Origin of the sequence: Nocardia sp. NPDC051911, assembly GCF_040681035.1 — a bacterium.
In the GTDB taxonomy this organism is placed as follows: Bacteria; Actinomycetota; Actinomycetes; order Mycobacteriales; family Mycobacteriaceae; genus Nocardia; species Nocardia sichangensis.
Window position 1 is genome coordinate 21,906 of the sequence record NZ_JBFAXY010000007.1, and the last position, 18,238, is coordinate 40,143.

The 18,238-nt window shown below is 66.7% G+C and carries 18 protein-coding genes and 1 tRNA gene; 15 read left to right on the plus strand and 4 right to left on the minus strand.

What is annotated here, in order from left to right; genetic code table 11:
- Window positions 1–2,177: 2,177 nt before the first annotated feature.
- From AB0L97_RS10580 to dnaG, 3 genes are all read left to right on the plus strand, one after another.
- On the plus strand, window positions 2,178–3,332 hold the full coding sequence (locus AB0L97_RS10580) for an FIST N-terminal domain-containing protein (RefSeq protein WP_355072512.1): 1,155 nt from the start codon (window positions 2,178–2,180) through the stop codon (window positions 3,330–3,332).
- Complete coding sequence (locus AB0L97_RS10585) at window positions 3,329–4,078, plus strand: Mut7-C RNAse domain-containing protein (protein WP_364427429.1); 750 nt, start codon at window positions 3,329–3,331, stop codon at window positions 4,076–4,078. Before AB0L97_RS10580 ends, AB0L97_RS10585 begins: the two co-directional genes overlap by 4 nt.
- An 85-nt stretch (window positions 4,079–4,163) precedes the next feature.
- Window positions 4,164–6,083, plus strand: a complete 1,920-nt coding sequence (gene dnaG, locus AB0L97_RS10590; RefSeq protein ID WP_364427432.1) for a DNA primase — start codon at window positions 4,164–4,166, stop codon at window positions 6,081–6,083.
- 70 nt (window positions 6,084–6,153) lie between these two features.
- Here the strand turns inward: dnaG and AB0L97_RS10595 are convergent, their stop codons facing one another.
- Window positions 6,154–6,399, minus strand: a complete 246-nt coding sequence (locus AB0L97_RS10595) for a hypothetical protein (RefSeq protein ID WP_039796811.1) — start codon at window positions 6,397–6,399, stop codon at window positions 6,154–6,156.
- Between the two features lie 203 nt (window positions 6,400–6,602).
- On the opposite strand from AB0L97_RS10595, the gene AB0L97_RS10600 reads away from it, so the two are divergent.
- Window positions 6,603–6,675: transfer RNA gene (locus tag AB0L97_RS10600), tRNA-Asn, on the plus strand.
- A 364-nt stretch (window positions 6,676–7,039) separates the two neighbouring features.
- A complete protein-coding gene (locus tag AB0L97_RS10605; protein ID WP_364427436.1) occupies window positions 7,040–7,357 on the plus strand; it encodes a DUF222 domain-containing protein in 318 nt (105 codons plus the stop codon).
- Window positions 7,358–7,827: 470 nt separating this feature from the next.
- Here the strand turns inward: AB0L97_RS10605 and AB0L97_RS10610 are convergent, their stop codons facing one another.
- Window positions 7,828–7,980 carry a hypothetical protein gene (locus tag AB0L97_RS10610; RefSeq protein ID WP_364427439.1) on the minus strand — a complete coding sequence of 51 codons (153 nt, stop codon included), beginning with the start codon at window positions 7,978–7,980 and terminating at the stop codon, window positions 7,828–7,830.
- A 13-nt stretch (window positions 7,981–7,993) separates the two neighbouring features.
- Between AB0L97_RS10610 and AB0L97_RS10615 the strand changes: the two genes are divergently transcribed.
- Complete coding sequence (locus AB0L97_RS10615) at window positions 7,994–8,251, plus strand: hypothetical protein (protein WP_364427442.1); 258 nt, start codon at window positions 7,994–7,996, stop codon at window positions 8,249–8,251.
- Between the two features lie 245 nt (window positions 8,252–8,496).
- On the opposite strand, the gene sigJ is transcribed toward AB0L97_RS10615, so the two are convergent.
- On the minus strand, window positions 8,497–9,387 hold the full coding sequence (gene sigJ, locus AB0L97_RS10620; protein ID WP_364427445.1) for an RNA polymerase sigma factor SigJ: 891 nt from the start codon (window positions 9,385–9,387) through the stop codon (window positions 8,497–8,499).
- Between the two features lie 138 nt (window positions 9,388–9,525).
- Between sigJ and AB0L97_RS10625 the strand changes: the two genes are divergently transcribed.
- The 3 genes from AB0L97_RS10625 to AB0L97_RS10635 all read left to right on the plus strand — a co-directional run bounded on the left by AB0L97_RS10625 (window position 9,526) and on the right by AB0L97_RS10635 (window position 12,505).
- Window positions 9,526–10,104: an NAD(P)H-dependent oxidoreductase gene (locus AB0L97_RS10625; protein WP_364427448.1), complete on the plus strand. Its 579-nt coding sequence runs from the start codon at window positions 9,526–9,528 to the stop codon at window positions 10,102–10,104.
- Between the two features lie 52 nt (window positions 10,105–10,156).
- Window positions 10,157–10,636 (plus strand): nuclear transport factor 2 family protein, encoded by a 480-nt coding sequence (locus AB0L97_RS10630; protein ID WP_364427451.1) that lies wholly within the window; start codon window positions 10,157–10,159, stop codon window positions 10,634–10,636.
- A gap of 387 nt (window positions 10,637–11,023) precedes the next feature.
- Window positions 11,024–12,505: an MDR family MFS transporter gene (locus AB0L97_RS10635; protein WP_364427454.1), complete on the plus strand. Its 1,482-nt coding sequence runs from the start codon at window positions 11,024–11,026 to the stop codon at window positions 12,503–12,505.
- Window positions 12,506–12,605: 100 nt separating this feature from the next.
- Here the strand turns inward: AB0L97_RS10635 and AB0L97_RS10640 are convergent, their stop codons facing one another.
- Window positions 12,606–13,037 carry a hypothetical protein gene (locus AB0L97_RS10640; protein WP_355072531.1) on the minus strand — a complete coding sequence of 144 codons (432 nt, stop codon included), beginning with the start codon at window positions 13,035–13,037 and terminating at the stop codon, window positions 12,606–12,608.
- A gap of 256 nt (window positions 13,038–13,293) precedes the next feature.
- On the opposite strand from AB0L97_RS10640, the gene AB0L97_RS10645 reads away from it, so the two are divergent.
- From AB0L97_RS10645 to AB0L97_RS10670, 6 genes are all read left to right on the plus strand, one after another.
- Entirely contained in the window at window positions 13,294–14,541 is a 1,248-nt protein-coding gene (locus AB0L97_RS10645; RefSeq protein ID WP_355072533.1) for a helix-turn-helix transcriptional regulator, read from the plus strand.
- Between the two features lie 332 nt (window positions 14,542–14,873).
- Window positions 14,874–15,707, plus strand: coding sequence for a toll/interleukin-1 receptor domain-containing protein (locus AB0L97_RS10650; protein WP_364427459.1), 834 nt, complete (start codon window positions 14,874–14,876; stop codon window positions 15,705–15,707).
- A gap of 2 nt (window positions 15,708–15,709) precedes the next feature.
- The gene (locus AB0L97_RS10655) at window positions 15,710–16,036 is read left to right on the plus strand and encodes a hypothetical protein (RefSeq protein WP_355072537.1); all 327 of its coding nucleotides are present in this window, start codon (window positions 15,710–15,712) and stop codon (window positions 16,034–16,036) included.
- 35 nt (window positions 16,037–16,071) lie between these two features.
- Window positions 16,072–16,356 carry a helix-turn-helix transcriptional regulator gene (locus AB0L97_RS10660; protein ID WP_364427463.1) on the plus strand — a complete coding sequence of 95 codons (285 nt, stop codon included), beginning with the start codon at window positions 16,072–16,074 and terminating at the stop codon, window positions 16,354–16,356.
- A gap of 208 nt (window positions 16,357–16,564) precedes the next feature.
- Window positions 16,565–17,236: a VWA domain-containing protein gene (locus AB0L97_RS10665; protein WP_355072540.1), complete on the plus strand. Its 672-nt coding sequence runs from the start codon at window positions 16,565–16,567 to the stop codon at window positions 17,234–17,236.
- Window positions 17,236–18,234, plus strand: coding sequence for a protein phosphatase 2C domain-containing protein (locus AB0L97_RS10670; RefSeq protein WP_355072971.1), 999 nt, complete (start codon window positions 17,236–17,238; stop codon window positions 18,232–18,234). The genes AB0L97_RS10665 and AB0L97_RS10670 overlap by 1 nt, the downstream gene beginning before the upstream one ends.
- Window positions 18,235–18,238: the final 4 nt, after the last annotated feature.

Genomic DNA, 18,238 nt, shown 5'->3' on the forward strand with positions numbered 1-18,238 from the left:
GTGGCGTCGTTCTGGGGGTTCGGTTCGGGGTGGGGCGTGGTAGCTGCGGGTGCGGGTGCCGTCTCCTCGGCGATGTCCGTCGGTGGGTGGGGCTCCGGGGCGTGGGTGCTGATTGCCGGTTGTCGGCCGGAAAGGCGCGCGCTGTCGATCGGCTGGTCGGGCGTTGAGGTTGTCTGCCGTTTGGCGGCGGGGTGCTCTGTGGCGTCGTTCTGGGGGTTCGGTTCGGGGTGGGGCGTGGTAGCTGCGGGTGCGGGTGCCGTCTCCTCGGCGATGTCCGTCGGTGGGTGGGGCTCCAGGGCGTCGGTGCTGATTGGCGGTTGTTGGCCGGAGAGGTTTGTGTAGTCGATCGACGGTGTAGGTGGGGCGTCGGGAACCTGGAGGGATGCGGAGTCGGTGGGGCGATCGCTCTGAGGGGAGGACGCGGCGTCGGTCTTCGGAGTGGGCGTGGGTTGGCCGGTTCTTCGGCGACGTGCGAGCTCGCCTGCGCTGCCGGACTGATGGGTGGGCTCGATCCGTGCCGGAAGGGGTGGGGTATCGAACTGGAACGGAAGCGGCGAGTCGTCCGCGATACCGGACGTCGGGGTGGTTGCGGTGTCGAGGGTCGTGTCGTCTCGCGGGGTGACCGCCGGAAGATGCGGGTTGTCGGCTTCTTCAATGGGTGCGACACCGCCGGTGGCGTGGATCGGGGCCAGGTGCCCGGGGTCATCGGTGCGTTCAGGGAGCGCAGGTTCTGTCGTCTTCGGGACGGGCTTTGGACGGGATGCGGGGCCCGTCTCCGGAGCGGACGGGGTGTCGTCAGCCGTACCGATACGTCGCGGTGGTGCGATGGCTTCCGGCGAATCCGTTCGGCGGATCGGTTTTGGATGTTGCGTGCCGTTCGTCGCGCGGACGGGTTCGTGGTTGTCCTCGGCATCAATCCGGCACGCTGAGGTTCGGTGCTCCTCAGCGGTGGTGCTCGTGGAGTCGGTCGGTGCGGAGGCGCCGGTGGAATCGGTTGGCCGGGCCGGTGCAGACCCGCCCCGGGGGCCCGGTGCGAGGGTCGGCTGTTCGTTATCCGGTCGCGGTATCGAGTCTTCGGCGATCTCGATGTCCAGACGCGGCGGAAGACCGCCGGCTCTGTCGGCCCGCGGAGCGGCTACCTCGTGGCGCGGGTCCCCGATCTGCGGGATGTCCTCGGTGCGGTGCGCTCTTTCGACCGGTGGGCTGGGTGCGGCGACGGTCGGCTGATTCGGTGGGCGGCCGTCAGGGGACCGGCGGCCGGATGCGGTATCCATCCGAGGACGGGGTGTGGAGTGCTCGCCCCGGTCCGTCCGCCGGATCGACGCCGGAGCAACGGTGACTGCGGGTGCAGGGCCCTCGGCGACAACCGAGCGCCGGACGGATGCCGGCTCGTCGAGGGCGTCGGTCCGGTGACTTGCCGGTTCGAATTGCGGGTGATGCCCTGCGGCCGGTCGGCGTACGGCTGCGGACAACTCTGCCGAGACGCCGATCTCGCGGCCCGCGGATACGCGAACCGGTGTGCCCGGCGCCGCCGGGTATGGCCGGACCACCCGCTTGGACCAGGGCGTCTCCTGGGTCTTCCGAGACCATGGCGTCGGCATCGCCTTCGGCGCGGGCTCGGCCGATGACTCCGGCGGAAGCACCCGGCTCTCCGGTGCGGGCGCCAAGACAGGCAATGCTTCGGCATGATCGAGCCGGTCGCCGTCGACGAGCCCTTCCGCGGAGGCGATGGCCGCCTTCAGTTCGCCGACCGTCCGGGAAGCGTCGGCAATGAGCCGCTCCAAGGTGGATACCATCGCGCGCAGCTCGCCCGTGTCGATCCGCGACGGCTGACTCACAATGTCTCCCGCCTGTCCTCATCAGGTCTTGCCGCGGTGCGCCCGGCCCGCGCCGACACTCTGGTCCCGGGTGACCGAAAACAGACTGTGGTCGCGGCTATTGTCGCTCAAATCCGCCGGACCTCCCCGGGCTGGGAAGATCGAGTATGCGTCGCTGCCGCCGAACAGCTATCGATTCGCAACCTGTTCGTCGCCCTTGTCGCTTCGCTCGTGGAGCTGAGGAATCTCCGGCCCGCCCCGCGCATCGGGCCACTTGGCGGTACCGGCTCGGCAATGTCGATGAAAAGCACTGCGCGACAGGTGAATTCACTGAAGCCGCAGGTTGGCTACCATGGAAGGGTGCGGATCGGAGTAGGGCTCTCCACCGCGCCCGAAGCGCGGCGAGCGGGCATGGAGGCCGCAGCGCGCGCCCGCGACCAGATCGCGGGCGAAGCGCCGTCGCTCGCTGTGCTGCTCGCGTCCCGCGTGCACACCGACGACGCCGTCGAGGTGCTCTCCGGCGTCCACCGGACGGTCCGGGTGCCCGCCCTGATCGGATGCGTGGCGCAGGCGGTGGTGGCGGGTCGCCGTGAAATCGAGGACGAACCCGCGGTGGCGGTGTGGCTGGCCTCCGGACTGCCCGCAGCCGAAACCTTCCAATTGGACTTCCTTCGCACGGCCAGCGGCGGGCTCCTCGCCGGCTATCGCTTCGACAAGGCCGCACGCGACTTCCACCTGCTGCTGCCCGACCCTTACTCCTTTCCGGCCGATCTGCTGCTGGAGTACGTGAACACGGATCTGCCCGGCACCGTCGTGATGGGCGGGTTGGTCAGCGGCGGCCACGGCCCGGAAGGCAGCCGCCTGTTCCGCGACCACGCCGTGGTGACCTCGGGCGCGGTCGGCGTGCGTCTTCCCGGACTGCACAACGTGCCGATCGTGTCCCAGGGCTGCCGTCCGATCGGCAACCCCTACACGGTCACCGGCGCGGACGGCACGGTGATCACCGGACTCGGCGGTCTGTCCCCGATCGAGCGGTTGCGTCAGATCGTCGCCGTGCTGCCACCCGACCAGCAGGAAGAGCTCGCGCGCGGCCTGCAGATCGGGTTCGTCGTCGACGAGCACCTGGCCGAGCCCGGGCAGGGCGACTTCCTGATCCGCGGTCTGCTCGGCGCCGATCCGTCCAGCGGCGCGATCGAGGTGGGTGAGGTCGTGGAAGTCGGCACCACCGTCCAATTCCAGGTCCGCGACGCGATCGGAGCCGACCACGACCTGCGGAACGCGCTGGCGCGTGCGCGCACCGACCTTTCCGTCCGTCCGGCCGGTGCGTTGCTGTTCACGTGCAACGGACGCGGCCGCCGGATGTTCGGTGTTGCGGACCACGACGCCACGACCATCGAGGACTTGCTCGACGGCATCCCACTCGCGGGTTTCTTCGCCGCCGGTGAGATCGGGCCCATCGCGGGCCGCAACGCGCTGCACGGATTCACCGCATCGATGGCGCTGTTCGTCGAATGAGCGTCGATCTCCGGGTCTACGCCGAGCTGAACGATTTCCTGCGGCCCGGCGAGCGATACACCGTGCTGCGTCGGCCGTGCCGCCCGCACCAGACCGTCAAGGACGTCATCGAGGCAGCGGGCATTCCGCACACCGAAGTGGACCTGGTCCTGGTCGACGGAGAACCGGTCGACTTCGATCATCACCCGCGCCTCGGCGGGCGGATCACCGCGTATCCCGTGTTCGAGACACTCGACATCGGCCGGGTGACGCTGGTCCGCCCGCATCCGCTGCGTGAGCCGCGCTTCCTCGCCGACGTGAATCTGGGCGGTCTCGCCAAGCTGATGCGGCTGCTGGGTCTCGACGTGCACTGCCGGTGGGAGGCCGAGGACGCCGAACTCGCCGAGGCGTCCGCGGCTGAGCACCGGATCCTGCTCACCCGTGACCGAGGCCTGTTGAAGCGCCGCAACGTCACACACGGCGTATACATCTGGTCGGAGCAGCCGATCGAGCAGGTCGTGGAGGTGATCCGGCGGCTCGACCTCGTCGCATGCCTGGATCCGTTCACCCGCTGCCTGCGCTGCGGCGGCGTCGTCGCCGAGGTCGACAAAGCCGAGGTCGAGGATCGCCTCGAACCGCTCACCCGCCGCTACTACGACATTTTCCGGCAGTGCCGCGATTGCGGCCGGATCTACTGGCAGGGTTCCCACCAGTCACGTCTGGCCGAAACGGTCGCGGCGATCCGCGCGGAACTGGATCGCTCGTGATTCCCCGCGAGGGCGCCTTCGCCCGGAACTCGCGGTGCCGAGCCGCCCGGGCGCGTCGGCCCCGGCTTCGCCTAGACTCTCTGCCGTGGCCGGACGACTTCCTGATCGCGATATCGCGGCAATACGCGAGCGCGTCCGGATCGAAGACGTGGTGGGCGAGTACGTCGCGCTCAAGCGCGCCGGAGCGGACTCCATGAAGGGCCTGTGCCCGTTCCACGACGAGAAGTCGCCGTCGTTCCACGTGCGACCCAATCACGGCCTGTTCCATTGCTTCGGCTGCGGCGAGGGCGGCGACGTGTTCGCCTTCCTGCAGAAGATCGAGCACGTCGGGTTCGTCGAGTCGGTCGAGCAGTTGGCCGACCGGATCGGCTACCAGATCAACTACGAGGGCGGCGGCACCTCGGTGCAGCGCGATCGCGGCACCCGGTCCCGGCTCGTCGCGGCGAACGCGGACGCGCACGAGTTCTACGTCGCCCAGCTGCGCGAGCCGGAAGCCGAGACCGCGCGCAAATATCTCACCGATCGCAACTTCGACGCCGCGGCCGCGCACCATTTCGGCTGCGGCTACGCCCCGACGGGGTGGGACACGCTCACCAAACACCTGCTTCGCAAGGGGTTCGACTTCAAGGAGCTGGAGGCGGCCGGGCTGTCCCGGCAGGGTCAGCGCGGCCCGATCGACCGTTTCCACCGACGGCTGCTGTGGCCGATCCGCAACCTGTCCGGTGATGTCATCGGCTTCGGCGCCCGCAAGCTCTTCGACGACGACACCATGCCCGGTAAGTACATCAACACCCCGGAAACGTTGCTGTACAAGAAATCCCAGGTGCTCTTCGGCCTGGATCACGCCAAGCGCGAGATCGCCAAGGGGCACCAGGCGGTCGTGGTCGAGGGCTACACCGACGTCATGGCGATGCACCTGGCCGGGATAAAGACCGCCGTGGCCTCGTGCGGCACCGCATTCGGCGACGACCACCTCGCCCTGTTGCGCCGCCTGATGATGGACGACAATTTCTGGCGCGGCGAGATCATCTACACCTTCGACGGCGATGCCGCGGGCCAGGCGGCGGCCCTGAAAGCCTTCTCTGGTGATCAGAAGCTGGCCGGTCAGACCTACATCGCGATCGCGCCGGACGGGCAGGACCCGTGCGAACTGCGGCAGCACTCCGGTGACGCCGCCGTGCGCGATCTGGTCGCCCGCCGAACCCCGCTGTACGAGTTCGTGATTCGCGGTCTACTGGCCGACCACAACCTGGACACCGCGGAGGGCCAGGTGGAGGCGCTGCGCCGGGCGGTGCCGGTGGTCGCGCAGATCAAGGACAACGCCCTGCGCAAGGCCTACGCCACCAAACTGGCCGGGTGGGTCGGCTGGGACGACATCCAGACCGTGGTGCGCCGCGTCGGCGAGGAAGCCAAGCGGAACCGCAACGGCGGCGGGCAGGCGGGCGCGGGGCGTGCGCCCGCGCCGCGCCAGGTGGTCGCGGAACATCCTGCGGCACGGCCGAATCCGAACGATCCCACCCTGCTGCCGCAACGGCAGGTACTCGCCGCCGCACTCCAGTACCCGGCGATGGCCGGAGCGGGTTTCGACGCGCTCGAGGCCGAAGCCTTCACCCACCCCGCCTACTCGGTCCTTCGCGGCCTGATCGCCGAGGCGGGCGGCACGGCCGCCGGGCTCGGCGGCGCCGAATGGGTCAACGCCGTCGCCGACCGCACCGAGGATCTGACCGTGCGCGCCCTGCTGTCGGAGCTCGCCAACGAGCCGCTGCCGGTGAAATCGGAGTCCGACATCCCGCGCTTCGTCGCCGGTGTCCTTGCGCGCACCCAGGAGGCCTGGGTAGGCAGGCAGATCGCCGAACTCAAGTCCAAGCTCCAGCGGGTCTCCTCGACCGAACAGCCGGAGGCCTACTTCGCCCTCTTCGGCGACCTCGTCGCTCTCGAGCAGTACCGCAAGAGCCTGCTCACCCAGGCGATGGGCAACCACGGGGACTTCGCCACCGGGGCCTAGGGTCGATCAGATCCGTGATTCCTCGCACACAGTCCGACTGGTGCGAGGATCGGTCACAGCATGTGCGGGGTCAGCGGCGCAGCTGGTCGTGCGGTACCAGGACGGTGGTCCGCTCATCGATCGGCTCCATCGGTTCGAGGCGGGGGCGGGTGCTGAGCTTGTCCGCCAGTTTCTGCCTGCCGACGAGCACGAGCTTGCGGGTCACCGGGCTCTCGGTCAGCGCGCGGGTAGCGGCGCTGATCTGTTCGTAGCGAGCCCGCCCGGCCTTACTGCCGAGTACGTAGCCGGCCGCCACGCCGATGATCAACCGCAGCATCTCGATGTGCTCCTCCCAGTTGCCAGTTCGCCGCCCCCATCCTGCCCGACACCCCACACGCCTGTCGATCCGGACACTCGGTAGCGACACCCCCGCTCTCAGTGACAACTCAGCAGGTAGCGCCGCGATTTGGGCCTCCGCCCAGCGATACGCTAGAGTTTCTCCTCGGCCCGCCCGATACCAACCGGACGAGCCAAGGGCAATCCCCTATAGCTCAATTGGCAGAGCAGCCGACTGTTAATCGGCAGGTTTCTGGTTCGAGTCCAGATGGGGGAGCAAGAATAGGCCTCTGACCAGGAAATATGGTCAGGGGCTTCATTCGTTTGGTCCACTGATCGGACCTCACCAAGAAAACGCCAAGATTCGCCACCGAACGTTTCGTCGACCGGTCGTGTCGAAACCTGACCGAGTCGTCCAACGGCGTCACCATGATGATTCCGAACAGTGAGCCTCGGTGTGAGATCGATGCTGTCTACGCCGAGTGTGATGGGCCGAGGTTCCGGTACGAAAATCAACGCTCATGCCGAATCCGTGCGAATGCGCCGCGCCGCCAGGCCGCCAATAGCGCACCGACAGTGACGCCAGGCTCGGCGTATCGAATTGTCGAACATATGTTCGACACTGAGGTAGGCTGGTTCGGGTGAACAAACATTCGATCGCGGCGGCGCCGGATGCTCCAGCACCGGGATGGCCGGAACTGGCCGATGTCGATTTGCTGCGCACCCTCGTCGAAACCGAACGCCGTCGGAGGCGACTGGATGCTGCCATGCGCGCAGCCGTCGCCGAAGCCGAACGTCGTGGCCTCGCCGCGGACACCGGCTATCGGGACACCGTGGAGCTATTGACTGATCTGCTGCGGATCAGTGCCCACGAAGCGCGCCAGCGAATCGAATACGCGGCTCCGCAGGCCCGCTCGCGTTCCAGAAAGGTATGGAGGGTGCTGGCGGCAGCAAGCTGAGGCCGAGCCCGCTGCCTCGACCTCTGTTCGGAGGGCCGCGAGGACCGACTGCCCGTTCACCGTGTAAGCGCCAGCACGGGCCGCGTCCACTGTGGCTCGTTTCGAAACGGCGCAACGTTGGCCAGCAGTTGATCTCGCGAACGCGCGCACATGCCGATGATCGTGTGCGTCGAACTCTGTGGTGCTGATCAGACCACACCTTGGGAGGGGCTCGGCCATCTCCACGCGTTGAGCAGGTTTCCCCGTCACGGGTGGGGAAGCAAAACGCCCTGCTGTGTAGCAAATTCGGACATTCGACCGATAGGGGACTCGGGTGCGGCGAGCGCGCTTATGTCGAGTTGGAGGTCAACGATGTCTCATTGGCGGAGAAGTCCGCGCACGGTTGGACAGTCGGTCCTGCTGGCCGCAGTCGCCGGGACGGTGGTGCTTGCTCCGGCCGCGCTGGTCTTACCGGCATTCGCAACCCCTGATCAACCCCCGGCTACTACCGCACCTGTCACCATCGCGCCCGTGACGACGGTGCCGCCGGTGACGACCGCGCCGCCGGTGACGACCGTGCCGCCGGTCACTACCGTGCCGCCGGTGACGACCGTGCCGCCGGTCACCACCGTGCCGCCGGTCACGACCGAACCGCCCGTGACGACTCCGTCATTTCCGAAAACTGTTGAGCCGGAAGACCCCTACGGACCCGACGGCTTCGATGTCTGGGGCTACGACCGCTGGGGTTACGACAGGTGGGGTTACGACAGGTGGGGCTACGACCGGCAAGGCTACAACGAACGGGGCTACACCTCGCAGGGCTGCGCCCGTTCCGGCGAGGACCGGCCGGACACCGACCGGCTCGCCTGCGAACTGCGCAGGGCGCGACCTTCCACCGGCAGCGCGGGCAGCTGAAACCCATACCGCTGCTGTTCAACACCTCGCCCATCGACTCGTAGCGCAGACGACCGCGCCGCGGGTCGACGCTGATTCGAGTCGGTTCTGGGGGGCCGTGTGCGAACCTGCTGGGTACATCGTGATGGACTCGACCGTCGGCAGCACCGCCTTGCTCTGTAAATAGGCCCGTACCGTGCTCGCGCGTCCCTTCAGCGTCAAGAGGCCTGCGGCGATCCGCCGACTCTCGACCCCGGAGCAGTCGTTCAGTCCGCTGCCCAGAGGCTGAGTTTTTCCGGATTCCGGATCGCCCAGATGCGGGTGATCCGGTTGTCGGCGATGTCGAAGGCGTAGACCGACACGATGGTGTCGGCGAGCTGCGCCACCAGGCCGGGTTGGCCGTTCACCGTGCGCTCCAGCAACCTCACCTCGGGAGATCGGGCGGCGATTTCGATCCAAGCGCGGGCGATCCGCTCGCCGCCGTTGATCGGGTGCAGGAAGGCCGGGGCCAGGCCGCCGCTGTCGGCGGTCGCGGTCGCGTTCGGATCGAGCAGCCCGATCAGAGCTTCGATGTCCTGTGTCTCCCAGGCACGTTTGAAGTCCCTGATCACCTCGGCGTGCCGGGTTCCCGACGGCCCCTGCGCGGTGCGGATGCGGCGGCGGGCGGAAGAGGCGAGCTGGCGGCAAGCCGCAGGGGTGCGTCCGACGATCTCGGCGACCTCGGCGAAGGAGTAGCGGAAGACATCGTGCAGGACGAACGCGACCCGTTCGGCCGGTGTCATGGAATCGAGGACGACGAGGAACGCCATACTGATCGACTCGTCGAGGGTTACCCGGTCGGCGGGATCAGCAGGGGAGGGACCACCGAGCCATTCGGAACGGTCGGGCAACGGCTCGGGAATCCATTCGCCTACATAACGTTCCCGTCTGGCACGCGCCGAGCCGAGGAGGTCGAGACAGATGCGGCTGGCGACCGTCGTCAACCAGGCGCCGGGCGCCGCCACCTCCTGCCGCTGCCGCTCGGGCAACGCGTACCAGCGCAGGTAGGTCTCCTGCACCACATCCTCGGCTTCGGCCAACGAGCCGAGCAGCCGGTAGGCGAGATTGATCAGTTGACGGCGTTCACTGATCACCGAGCGCAGGTGCGGGTCGGTCATGGGTATCGGCTCCTTCGGTCGACGCGGGCCCTTACCGAATCGACGAGACAGCGACCCGATTTGTGAGACAGCCTGACATTCCGGACGGCTGTGTCGTCGGAAGGTCGTGACACTTTCAGCGAAGCAGGAGTTCCGGAAATGACCAGAATCGGCATCATTCTCGGCAGTACCCGACCCAACCGTAACGGCTCGCAGGTCGCCCAGTGGGTCCTGGACGTAGCATCGCAGCGCGGCGACGCCGAGTTCGAACTGATCGATCTGCGTGACCACCCGCTGCCGCATCTGGACGAAGCGGTGCCGCCGATGTTCGGCCCGTCCGTCAACACGCATACCCGCGCTTGGGCGGAGCGCATCGCACCGTTCGACGGTTTCGTGGTGGTGACCCCGGAGTACAACGGCGGCGTCCCGGGAGTGCTGAAGAACGCCTTGGACCACCTGTTCGCGGAGTGGACCGACAAGGCGGTCGGATTCGTCTCCTACGGCGTGAACGGCGGCGCCCGCGCGGTGGTGCAGTTGCGGACGGTCTGCAGCACGCTGGGCATGGCCGACGTGGGCTATCAGGTCGCGATCTCGGTGCTCACCGATTTCGAGAACCACACCACCTTCGTACCGGGCGAGCACCATGCCGCCGCCCTCGGCAAAACGCTGGATCAGGTCGTCGCGTGGAGCGTCGCTCTCGCACCTTTGCGCGCCGCTGCCGCGGCCGCCGTCGGGTGATCCCGCAGAAGAGATCGCCTCGCGGCCGGAAATTCATCGAATGGAGGATGCAATGACTGCCAACGATCACGGAGTTGGTTCGGTGGTATCGGCGCCCGCGCAACGCGCAGTGGACGAAGCCGAGATCAGGCGGCGGATCGACAAGTTGGCCGAAGGAATCGGGGCCAAGGATCTCGAGGGCGTGAAGCAGCTCTACGCAACGGACGTCGTGTCCTTCGACGTCGAGCCTCCGCTGCAGCATGTCGGTATCGCGGCGAAAGCGAAGAACTGGGCGAACGCGTTCATGTTCTTCCAGGACGTGAACTATGAGGTTCGCGACCTGGTCCTCACCGTGGGCGACGATGTGGCATTCGGACACGCCTTCGGTCGGCTCAGTGGCACGCTGCAGAACGGGGTGGCGACGAACGGTATGTGGGTCCGGGTCACTCTCTGCTTCCGGAAGATCGACGGCGATTGGCTGATCACGCACGACCAGGCTTCTGTGCCGTTCGATATTTCGACCGGCAAAGGAGTGGCCGACCTCGAGCCCTAGCTGCTGCCTGCCGCGGTAGCCGGGCAATGCCGCCGACACGCCGAGGCCCCGGCGCGAGCGTCGCGTTCGGGGTTGCGGCGGGCAGGTTTTCACTCGGACTCCGTGTCGGGACAGTCCGCGAGCGCGGATCGCCTAGAGTGACCAGGCTCACGATTGGGATTCGCGTAGGGCTGTAGAGGGTCCTGACCAGCGGTTTCCAGTAGGGGTGCTGGGTGTATCGGCAAGAAAACCGGGTGATTTGTGTCGGTGCCGGGCGGAATACTGACCCGCGCCCGATGAGTTCGAGCAGTCGACACCGTCTCTACAGCTGTGGCGCCGGGATGCGATCCGGTGACTCGGCGAAGGGCCACATGTTCTGTCAACGACCCATGCCTCCGGAGGTATCCGATGTCCGCCGCACCATCCGTTCCAGCCTCGGGAGGGCGGACACCGACCGTCATTCGGGTGCTGGTACTCGCTACCTTCGTGGTGATCCTGAACGAGACCATCATGATCAACGCGATTCCGCGCCTGATGGCGGATCTGGCGATCACCGACCGGGCGGCGCAGTGGGTGTCGACGGCGTTCATGCTGACGATGGCGGCGGTCATCCCGACCACCGGCTGGTTCCTGCAGCGCGTGTCGACCCGGCAGGCGTATGCCGCGGCGATGGGCGTCTTCCTGGCCGGTACCGCGTTGTCGGCGGTCGCGCCGTCGTTCGCGGTGCTGCTACTCGGCCGGATCGTGCAGGCCTTCGGCACCGCTGTGATGATGCCGCTGCTGATGACCACTCTGATGACGGTGGTGGCCGAGCACGACCGCGGCAGGGTGATGGGCAATGTCACCCTGGCGATTTCGGTTGCGCCCGCGATGGGGCCGGTGATCTCCGGTGGTGTTCTGCAAATCGCTTCGTGGCGTTGGCTTTTCGTGCTTGTGCTGCCGATCGCGGGTGTGATCACTTGGCTGGGGCTGCGGCAGCTGGAGAACGTCGGTGAACCGCAAGCCGGGCAGATCGATGTGGCCAGCGTGGCGCTGGCGGCGCTCGGGTTCGGCGGACTGGTGTTCGGGCTCAGCCGGTTCGAAAGCGACGACTTCGCGGGCCCGCTCGGCATCGTCGCCGTGGGCTCGGCGCTGATCGCCCTGTTCGTGTGGCGGCAGTTGCGCTTGCAGCGCAGCGGTACCCCGCTGCTCGATCTGCGCGTGCTGCTGTCGGCCACCTACACCAAGGCGTTGATCCTGATGTCGGTGGCGTTCATGGCCATGCTCGGGTCGATGATTCTGCTGCCGCTGTACCTGCAGAACCTGCGTGGCCTCAGCCCGTTGGCCACCGGCTTGCTGGTCATGCCAGGCGGATTGGCGATGGGTCTGCTCGGGCCGACCGTCGGCCGCCTGTTCGACCGGTTCGGCGGTCGCTTGCTGGTGATCCCGGGGTCGATCGGAATCGCCATAGCGCTGGCCGGGTTCACTCAGATCTCGATGACCATGCCGTACTGGCAGCTGCTGGCCCTGCACATCCTGCTGATGGTGTCGCTGGCGGCGGCGTTCACCCCGGTGTTCACCCTGGGTCTCGGTGCGCTGCCGCAGCATCTGTACTCGCACGGCAGCTCCATGCTCGGCACCTTGCAGCAGGTCGCCGCGGCGTTCGGCACCGCTCTCGTGGTGACGGTGATGTCGGCGCGCGCCACGTCGCTCGCCGCCGAGGGAAGCGACCTCGTCGCCGCGCATCTCGACGGCATGCGCCTGGCCTTCCTCGTCTCGGCGGCGTTGGCGCTGATCGTGATCGTCATGGCGGTGCTGCTGCCGAACCGGGCCGCCGCGCACGAAGAGGCAGCCCCGGTGGAGTCCGTCGAGGGATCGGAGACCACGGCTCCCGAACTGACCAAGCGCTGAACCGCTTCGATACGGAAGCCCCTGGACGCATCCAGCGCCAGGGGCTTCGCCGTACGCTCCTACATCGGCACTGGTGGCGGGAATGTCCGGACGGCGCCGCTCACCCGCCGACGACCGCGACTACCCGGTAGCCGATGATCAGCGCGGTCAAGACCACGGGAATCGCGGCCACGCTCGGAGTGACGATCGCGCGCGCGAAATCGCGTGCGGGCCGGTCGGAATCGGGAATCATGTCGAACGGGAGCGGCCCGGATGCCAGCGGCTCACGTAGTTGCCGCGCGGCGGATGCGAACAGTTCCCGGTAACGGCGTTCCAGGCTCAGGTAGTAACCGTCGAGACCCCAGAAGATCCAGGCCGGTGCCAGCGCCAGCAATATCAGGCCCGATCCTTGCCGGGCCTGTGTGGTGAGAAGCGCGAATATCACGGAGACGAGGGTCACCGACCATCCGCGCACCGTGAACGACTGCTGGCTCAATCGCGCGATGATCGACTGCAACATCTCGAGGTGCTTGATGCGATGATCCGTATCCATCCTGTCCCCAATTCCCGGCTGGCATAGGCTGATTCGGCGTGTCTCGGCGCCGAATCGCCAGAGTACGGCACGGCGGTGGCGCAGCCGCCCGCCCAGCGGTTGGATTCGCTGACGGCGCGGAGTCGCGGGGGTACACTCGCAGCGACAAGGGGTGTGGTGTTCGGTCGGCCCTGGATCATAGGGGCGGTTGCAGGTTCGCCGAAAATTCGTCGCGCGCGAGAATTTCCGGCTGGCAACGGATTCCGAGGTAATACTTATGGCAAGTGCTGAATTCGGTCGAGAACTGCGCAAGCGTCGACTCGAACAGGGGCTGGCCCTGGGCAAACTCGCCGAACTCGTGCACTACAGCAGGAGTCATCTGAGCAGGGTCGAGAACGGGCAGAAGTCGCCGTCCTCGGCGCTGGCGCGCGCCTGCGACGCGGTCCTGTCCGCGGGAGGCGACCTGCTGGTGCTGGCGCCCTCGGCGGCACAGCCGGACCTGGATCTCGATATCGACGTCGGCGGCTACTCGGATGCCGAGTGGAACGTTCGATTGCACGCGGACGGGTCCGGTGTGTTCCGGATCGGGGACTTCGGCGTGCCGCCGGTGACCGCGTTCCCCGCGACAGCCACCAGCTCCGCCGCCTCGCTACCCGGCTTGAGCGCGCTGTTCGAGGAGATCAAACGCCTCGGCCGGACCAGCAGTCCCAGCCTCGTTTTCCCCATGGCGGTGATACACGAACATGCCGCGGCCGCGTCCGCTCTGCGCAGTGCCGGTGAGCTGCGCAGGCAACTTCTGCTGCACGCCGCCCGTACCGCGGAATTCGCCGGCTGGATGGCCCAGGAATGCGGCGACGAGCGCGGCGCGCTGTGGTGGACGACCCGGGCGGTCGACCACGCTTCCGCCGTCAGCGACGAGCACATGGTCAGCTACGCGCTGGTCCGCAGGGCGGTGCTGAGTCTGTATCGCGGCGATTCCGCCGAGACGACCGATCTCACCGAGCAAGTGCTCGCCGACCACGCCGTCCATCCCCGGATCCGCTGGCTGGCCGCGCTGGGGGCGGCACAGGGCTATGCCATCGGCTTGGACCACTCGAATTCCATGCGAGCGCTGGACGAAGCCGCGAACCTTTACGACGTCGCACATCGCACTGGGGAGAACGAGCTGGGGCCCTCGGCCCTGCACGAGCGCTCTGTCCTCATCGAGGCCTGGTGTCACTACGATTTGGGCAACCTCGAGGACGCCGCCGTACTGTTCGACCGAGCGATGTCGCGGAATCCGCAGCAGTCCGACCGTGACCGGGCGCGGTTCGGCACCCGGCGGGCGTTGGTGTACGCCGCGCTCGGCGACCTGGATCGAGCGTGCGCGTTGATCGCGCCGTTGCTCGACGTCATCAGCGCGGTGGACTCGGTGACAATCCGCGCGGATCTCCTCGATTTCGCCCGTACGGTGGGCCGTTACCGCCGACATGCCGCGCTGCTCGACATCCAACCGGCGCTGATGTCGGTCCTCGCCAAGCGTTGAGTGATCGGTTGTCCGTTGCCGCTGCGAACGGCAACGGACAACCACTGTCGCCGGCCGTCTGCTCGCTGAATGCTGAAGAGCGAGCCGCAGTTCGCGGCCCGGAGGTAGGAAAACGCCGCGGGGGCAAATGATGAGGACGAGAACGCCGCTTCGATGCGTTGCGGCCACGGTGGTAGGACTGTGCCGACCTACGGTGAATCGGCACGGCGCTCGACTTATGCGAAAACCGAGCACATTCGGCGCCGGCCGGGAGGGCGAGTCGACCATAATGGGGAAATAAACCAACCAGAACCTTTCGATCCGGCGGTCAGGGGAGACACGCGGTCGGATATATGACCGAACGTTTGCTGTTCGAGTCGCTCAGAGTTCGGTCCGGGTGCAGACTGTTCTCTGAAAACCGTGGTGTTTCGCTCGAGGACGAGATTCGCGACCGTGAGGCATCCGAAGGATGTTACTCGGGGGTGCAACGAACTGGTCGGTTCATCCAAATCGCTCCGTCATCCGCGGCATCTATTCGCAATCGCGCAGCACTGCGCTCGATAAATCGTCCTCGAGAATCGGGTCAACTGATGGAAATATTCCTGAACTACCGCATCGTTGACAGCGTCTACGCGGTCAACGAGATATCGAAGCAGATGGCACGACACCTCGGCAGGGCGCGTGTCTTCCGGGACGTGGATTCGTTGGCCCTGGGTAGGTTGTACGCGCGCAGGATCCGCCGTGCGCTCGAGGAATGCGACACGATGGTGTCGGTGATCGGCTCGTATTGGCTCGACGCACGTGACGAACGCGGACTCCGTCGCATCGATGACGATCGGGACTGGGTGCGTATGGAACTCGTTACCGCGTTCGCGCGCGGGATACCGGTCGTCCCCGTTCTGCTGGACGACACGTCGTTGCCGAGCCCGGACCAGCTTCCGGCGGATATTCGCGCGCTATCGCAATCGCAATACTGGCATATTCGGTACCGAACGGTCGAGGAAGACGTCCGCGGTCTGCTCCGGCACCTTGCTCCGGGGGCCGACATCTGGCCGGACGGGCCGGACCGCGCGGCGCAGCAGGGCCCGCAGAACAATCAGATCAACGTGGCGAAGGACGGCAGTGTCGTACACGCCAATCAGAACGGAACCCAGAACATCTGGCTGGGCGGCCATCACAGGAGATGACGATGCACCCGTCGCCGGGACCGAACAACAATCCCAACACGAACAATCAGATCAATCAGGCCAACAACGGCAGCAGCATCTACGCCAACAACGGCGGTCGGCAGAACATCAATATTCACCAAGGCCCCCGCCGACGCGTCTGGACGTGGTACGTGCTCGCGGGATTGCTGTTACTCGACGTGGGCTTCTTCGTCTACGGCCAGTCCGCGTACACGGCCGAATCCGGGAACTCCGGCGATCTCTCGCGTGCGTTGATATTTTTCGCGCTCTTCGTCGCCACCGTTGCCCTCGTGCGGGTATGTGTGCGTGATCTGTTCGGTCGGCGGTAGGCGCGTGCGATGAATTCTTGTAAAGGAAATGGTTCATGAGTGTCACGTTCGATCACAGAGACGATGCGCTGCCCCCGACATTGGTGCCGCGGAAGCGTCCGGCGCTGAGCAGCAGGGAGATCGAGGTACTGCTGGCGTGGATAGCGTCGGACTCGAAGGTGGAAGTCGCTCGGCGGCTGTATATCTCGCTGGGAACGGTGAACACCCACCTGGCCCGGATCAGGGACAAGTACGCAGCGGTCGGCCGGCCCGCGCCGACGAAAGCCGCTCTCGTGGCCCGCGCATTGCAGGACGCGCTGATCGGCATCGATGACCTGTGACCACGGCCTCGGCGGGCAGTCGGGCAAACGGCGGCGTGGCGACGTGGATATCGCGGAGTGGAAATGCGCTGACGCCGGCGATTCGGGTGGCGCGGAGGAAAACCTGTGGGGCGCAGGGATTTGTCGGTCGAACGGTCGACAGTGAATTACCGTTTGCCCCGGTAGCATTGGCACGCCCGGGTGGCGGGGTGAAAGGGAGTGGCACCTGATGAGTGAACCGAAGGCGACAATTCTTCCGGTATATTTCGTCGCGGACGAATCGTATTCGATGGTCGACGATGTGGCGGATCTGAACGCGGGCCTGTCCAGCTTGCTCGACACCTTGCAGGGCGAATCCATGGCCGCGGCGAAGGTGCGTTTCTGTGTGCTCGGGTTCTCCGATACCGCGGTCTGTCATCTGGAACCGACCGATCTGCGAAATCTGGAAGCCATGCCGGAACTGCGGGCGCGCGGTTCGACGTCGTTCGCGGCGGCGTTCGCCGAATTGACCAACCGGATACCGCGCGACATCGCCGCGCTGAAGTCCGCCGGCTACCTGGTCAATCGACCCGCCGTGTTCTTCCTCACCGACGGTGCGCCGAATCCTGGCGAGGGCTGGGAGACCGAGCACGCGCGGCTGACGAGTTTCGCGGCCCGGCCGAACATTCTGGCGTTCGGCATCGGCCAGGCCGACGCCGATGTGATCCGGCGGGTGGCGACCAACCCGCAGTACGCGTTCATCACCGCGGCCGGCACCGACACCGGCGTCGCGATCTCGAAATTCATCACGGCGCTGACGCAGTCGGTGATCAATTCGGGCCAGGCGTTGGCGACGGGACAGGCGACGCTGCAAGTGGAGAAACCCGATAATTTCGTCTCGCTCGCCGTGGACACGGTGTGATGGGCTTCCTGAGCAAGCGGGGCAAGCGCTTGCCGGATGATCCGGTGCCCGCGGATCCGGCTGTCATCGTGAACCCGGCACCGGCGGACGAGGCGATCGGACCCACCCTTCCGAGCCGCCCGGCGAGCGAGCCGATCGTCGTCGGCGCCCCCACACCGGCGTTCGAGGCGAAGGCCATCGGCACCGAGTACGGCAGGAATTCGTACCGCGCGGACACCATGATCGACGGATGGTCACGCGGACCGTTCACCGTTCGCGCGGCATCGGTGCGTGGTTACCTGCACCGATACAACGGCGCACCCCGTCAGGACGATTTCGCGGTCACCGCGGCGCCGGATCGTGATCGACTGATCGTCGCGGTGGCCGACGGAGTGTCCGCGGCGCGGTATTCGCACATCGGCTCGACCACCGCCGTGCGCTACGCCACCCAGTGGCTGGAAGAGCAGCCAGTGGAGGCGCTCGGCGACATCGGATGGCAATCGCTGTTCCAGAACACCGCGTGGATGCTGACCGAGCGCGCCGCCGCTGTGCTGTCGCTGGCGCAGGCCGATGCCGAGCAGGCCGAGCAGGTGCTGGCGACGACGCTGACGTGTGTGGTGTGTGAGAGCGACGCCGACGGTGCGTTGTCCGCGGTGCTGGCCGGTGTCGGCGACTCCGGTGCCTGGTTGCTGTCGGACGAGCGTTTCGTCCCGGTACTCGGCGGCAAGCAGTCGTCGGACTCCGGGTTGACCTCCTCCGCGGTGAGCGGGCTGCCCAGAGTTCCGAACGAAGTCGAGCCCATCTCGGTGACCGTCGAGCCTGGCCAGGTGTTGCTGGTCGGCACCGACGGATTCGGCGATCCGCTCGGCGGCGGCGACGGCGAGGTCGGGGCATTGTTCGCCTCGGTGCTCGCTGGGCGGGTGCCGTCGCACCTGGAATTCGCGCACACCCTGGATTTCTCGCGGGAGACATTCGACGACGACCGGACATTGGTGGCCATCTGGCCGAGGGTGAACTGACGGG

Coding starts and splice junctions, on each gene's coding strand:
- AB0L97_RS10585 (WP_364427429.1), top strand. CDS start 3,329: ATGAGCGTCGATCTCCGGGTCTACGCCGAGCTGAACGATTTCCTGCGG.
- AB0L97_RS10595 (WP_039796811.1), bottom strand. CDS start 6,399: ATGCTGCGGTTGATCATCGGCGTGGCGGCCGGCTACGTACTCGGCAGT.
- sigJ (WP_364427445.1), bottom strand. CDS start 9,387: ATGACCGACCCGCACCTGCGCTCGGTGATCAGTGAACGCCGTCAACTG.
- AB0L97_RS10625 (WP_364427448.1), top strand. CDS start 9,526: ATGACCAGAATCGGCATCATTCTCGGCAGTACCCGACCCAACCGTAAC.
- AB0L97_RS10630 (WP_364427451.1), top strand. CDS start 10,157: ATGACTGCCAACGATCACGGAGTTGGTTCGGTGGTATCGGCGCCCGCG.
- AB0L97_RS10635 (WP_364427454.1), top strand. CDS start 11,024: ATGTCCGCCGCACCATCCGTTCCAGCCTCGGGAGGGCGGACACCGACC.
- AB0L97_RS10640 (WP_355072531.1), bottom strand. CDS start 13,037: ATGGATACGGATCATCGCATCAAGCACCTCGAGATGTTGCAGTCGATC.
- AB0L97_RS10645 (WP_355072533.1), top strand. CDS start 13,294: ATGGCAAGTGCTGAATTCGGTCGAGAACTGCGCAAGCGTCGACTCGAA.
- AB0L97_RS10650 (WP_364427459.1), top strand. CDS start 14,874: ATGACCGAACGTTTGCTGTTCGAGTCGCTCAGAGTTCGGTCCGGGTGC.
- AB0L97_RS10655 (WP_355072537.1), top strand. CDS start 15,710: ATGCACCCGTCGCCGGGACCGAACAACAATCCCAACACGAACAATCAG.
- AB0L97_RS10660 (WP_364427463.1), top strand. CDS start 16,072: ATGAGTGTCACGTTCGATCACAGAGACGATGCGCTGCCCCCGACATTG.
- AB0L97_RS10665 (WP_355072540.1), top strand. CDS start 16,565: ATGAGTGAACCGAAGGCGACAATTCTTCCGGTATATTTCGTCGCGGAC.
- AB0L97_RS10670 (WP_355072971.1), top strand. CDS start 17,236: ATGGGCTTCCTGAGCAAGCGGGGCAAGCGCTTGCCGGATGATCCGGTG.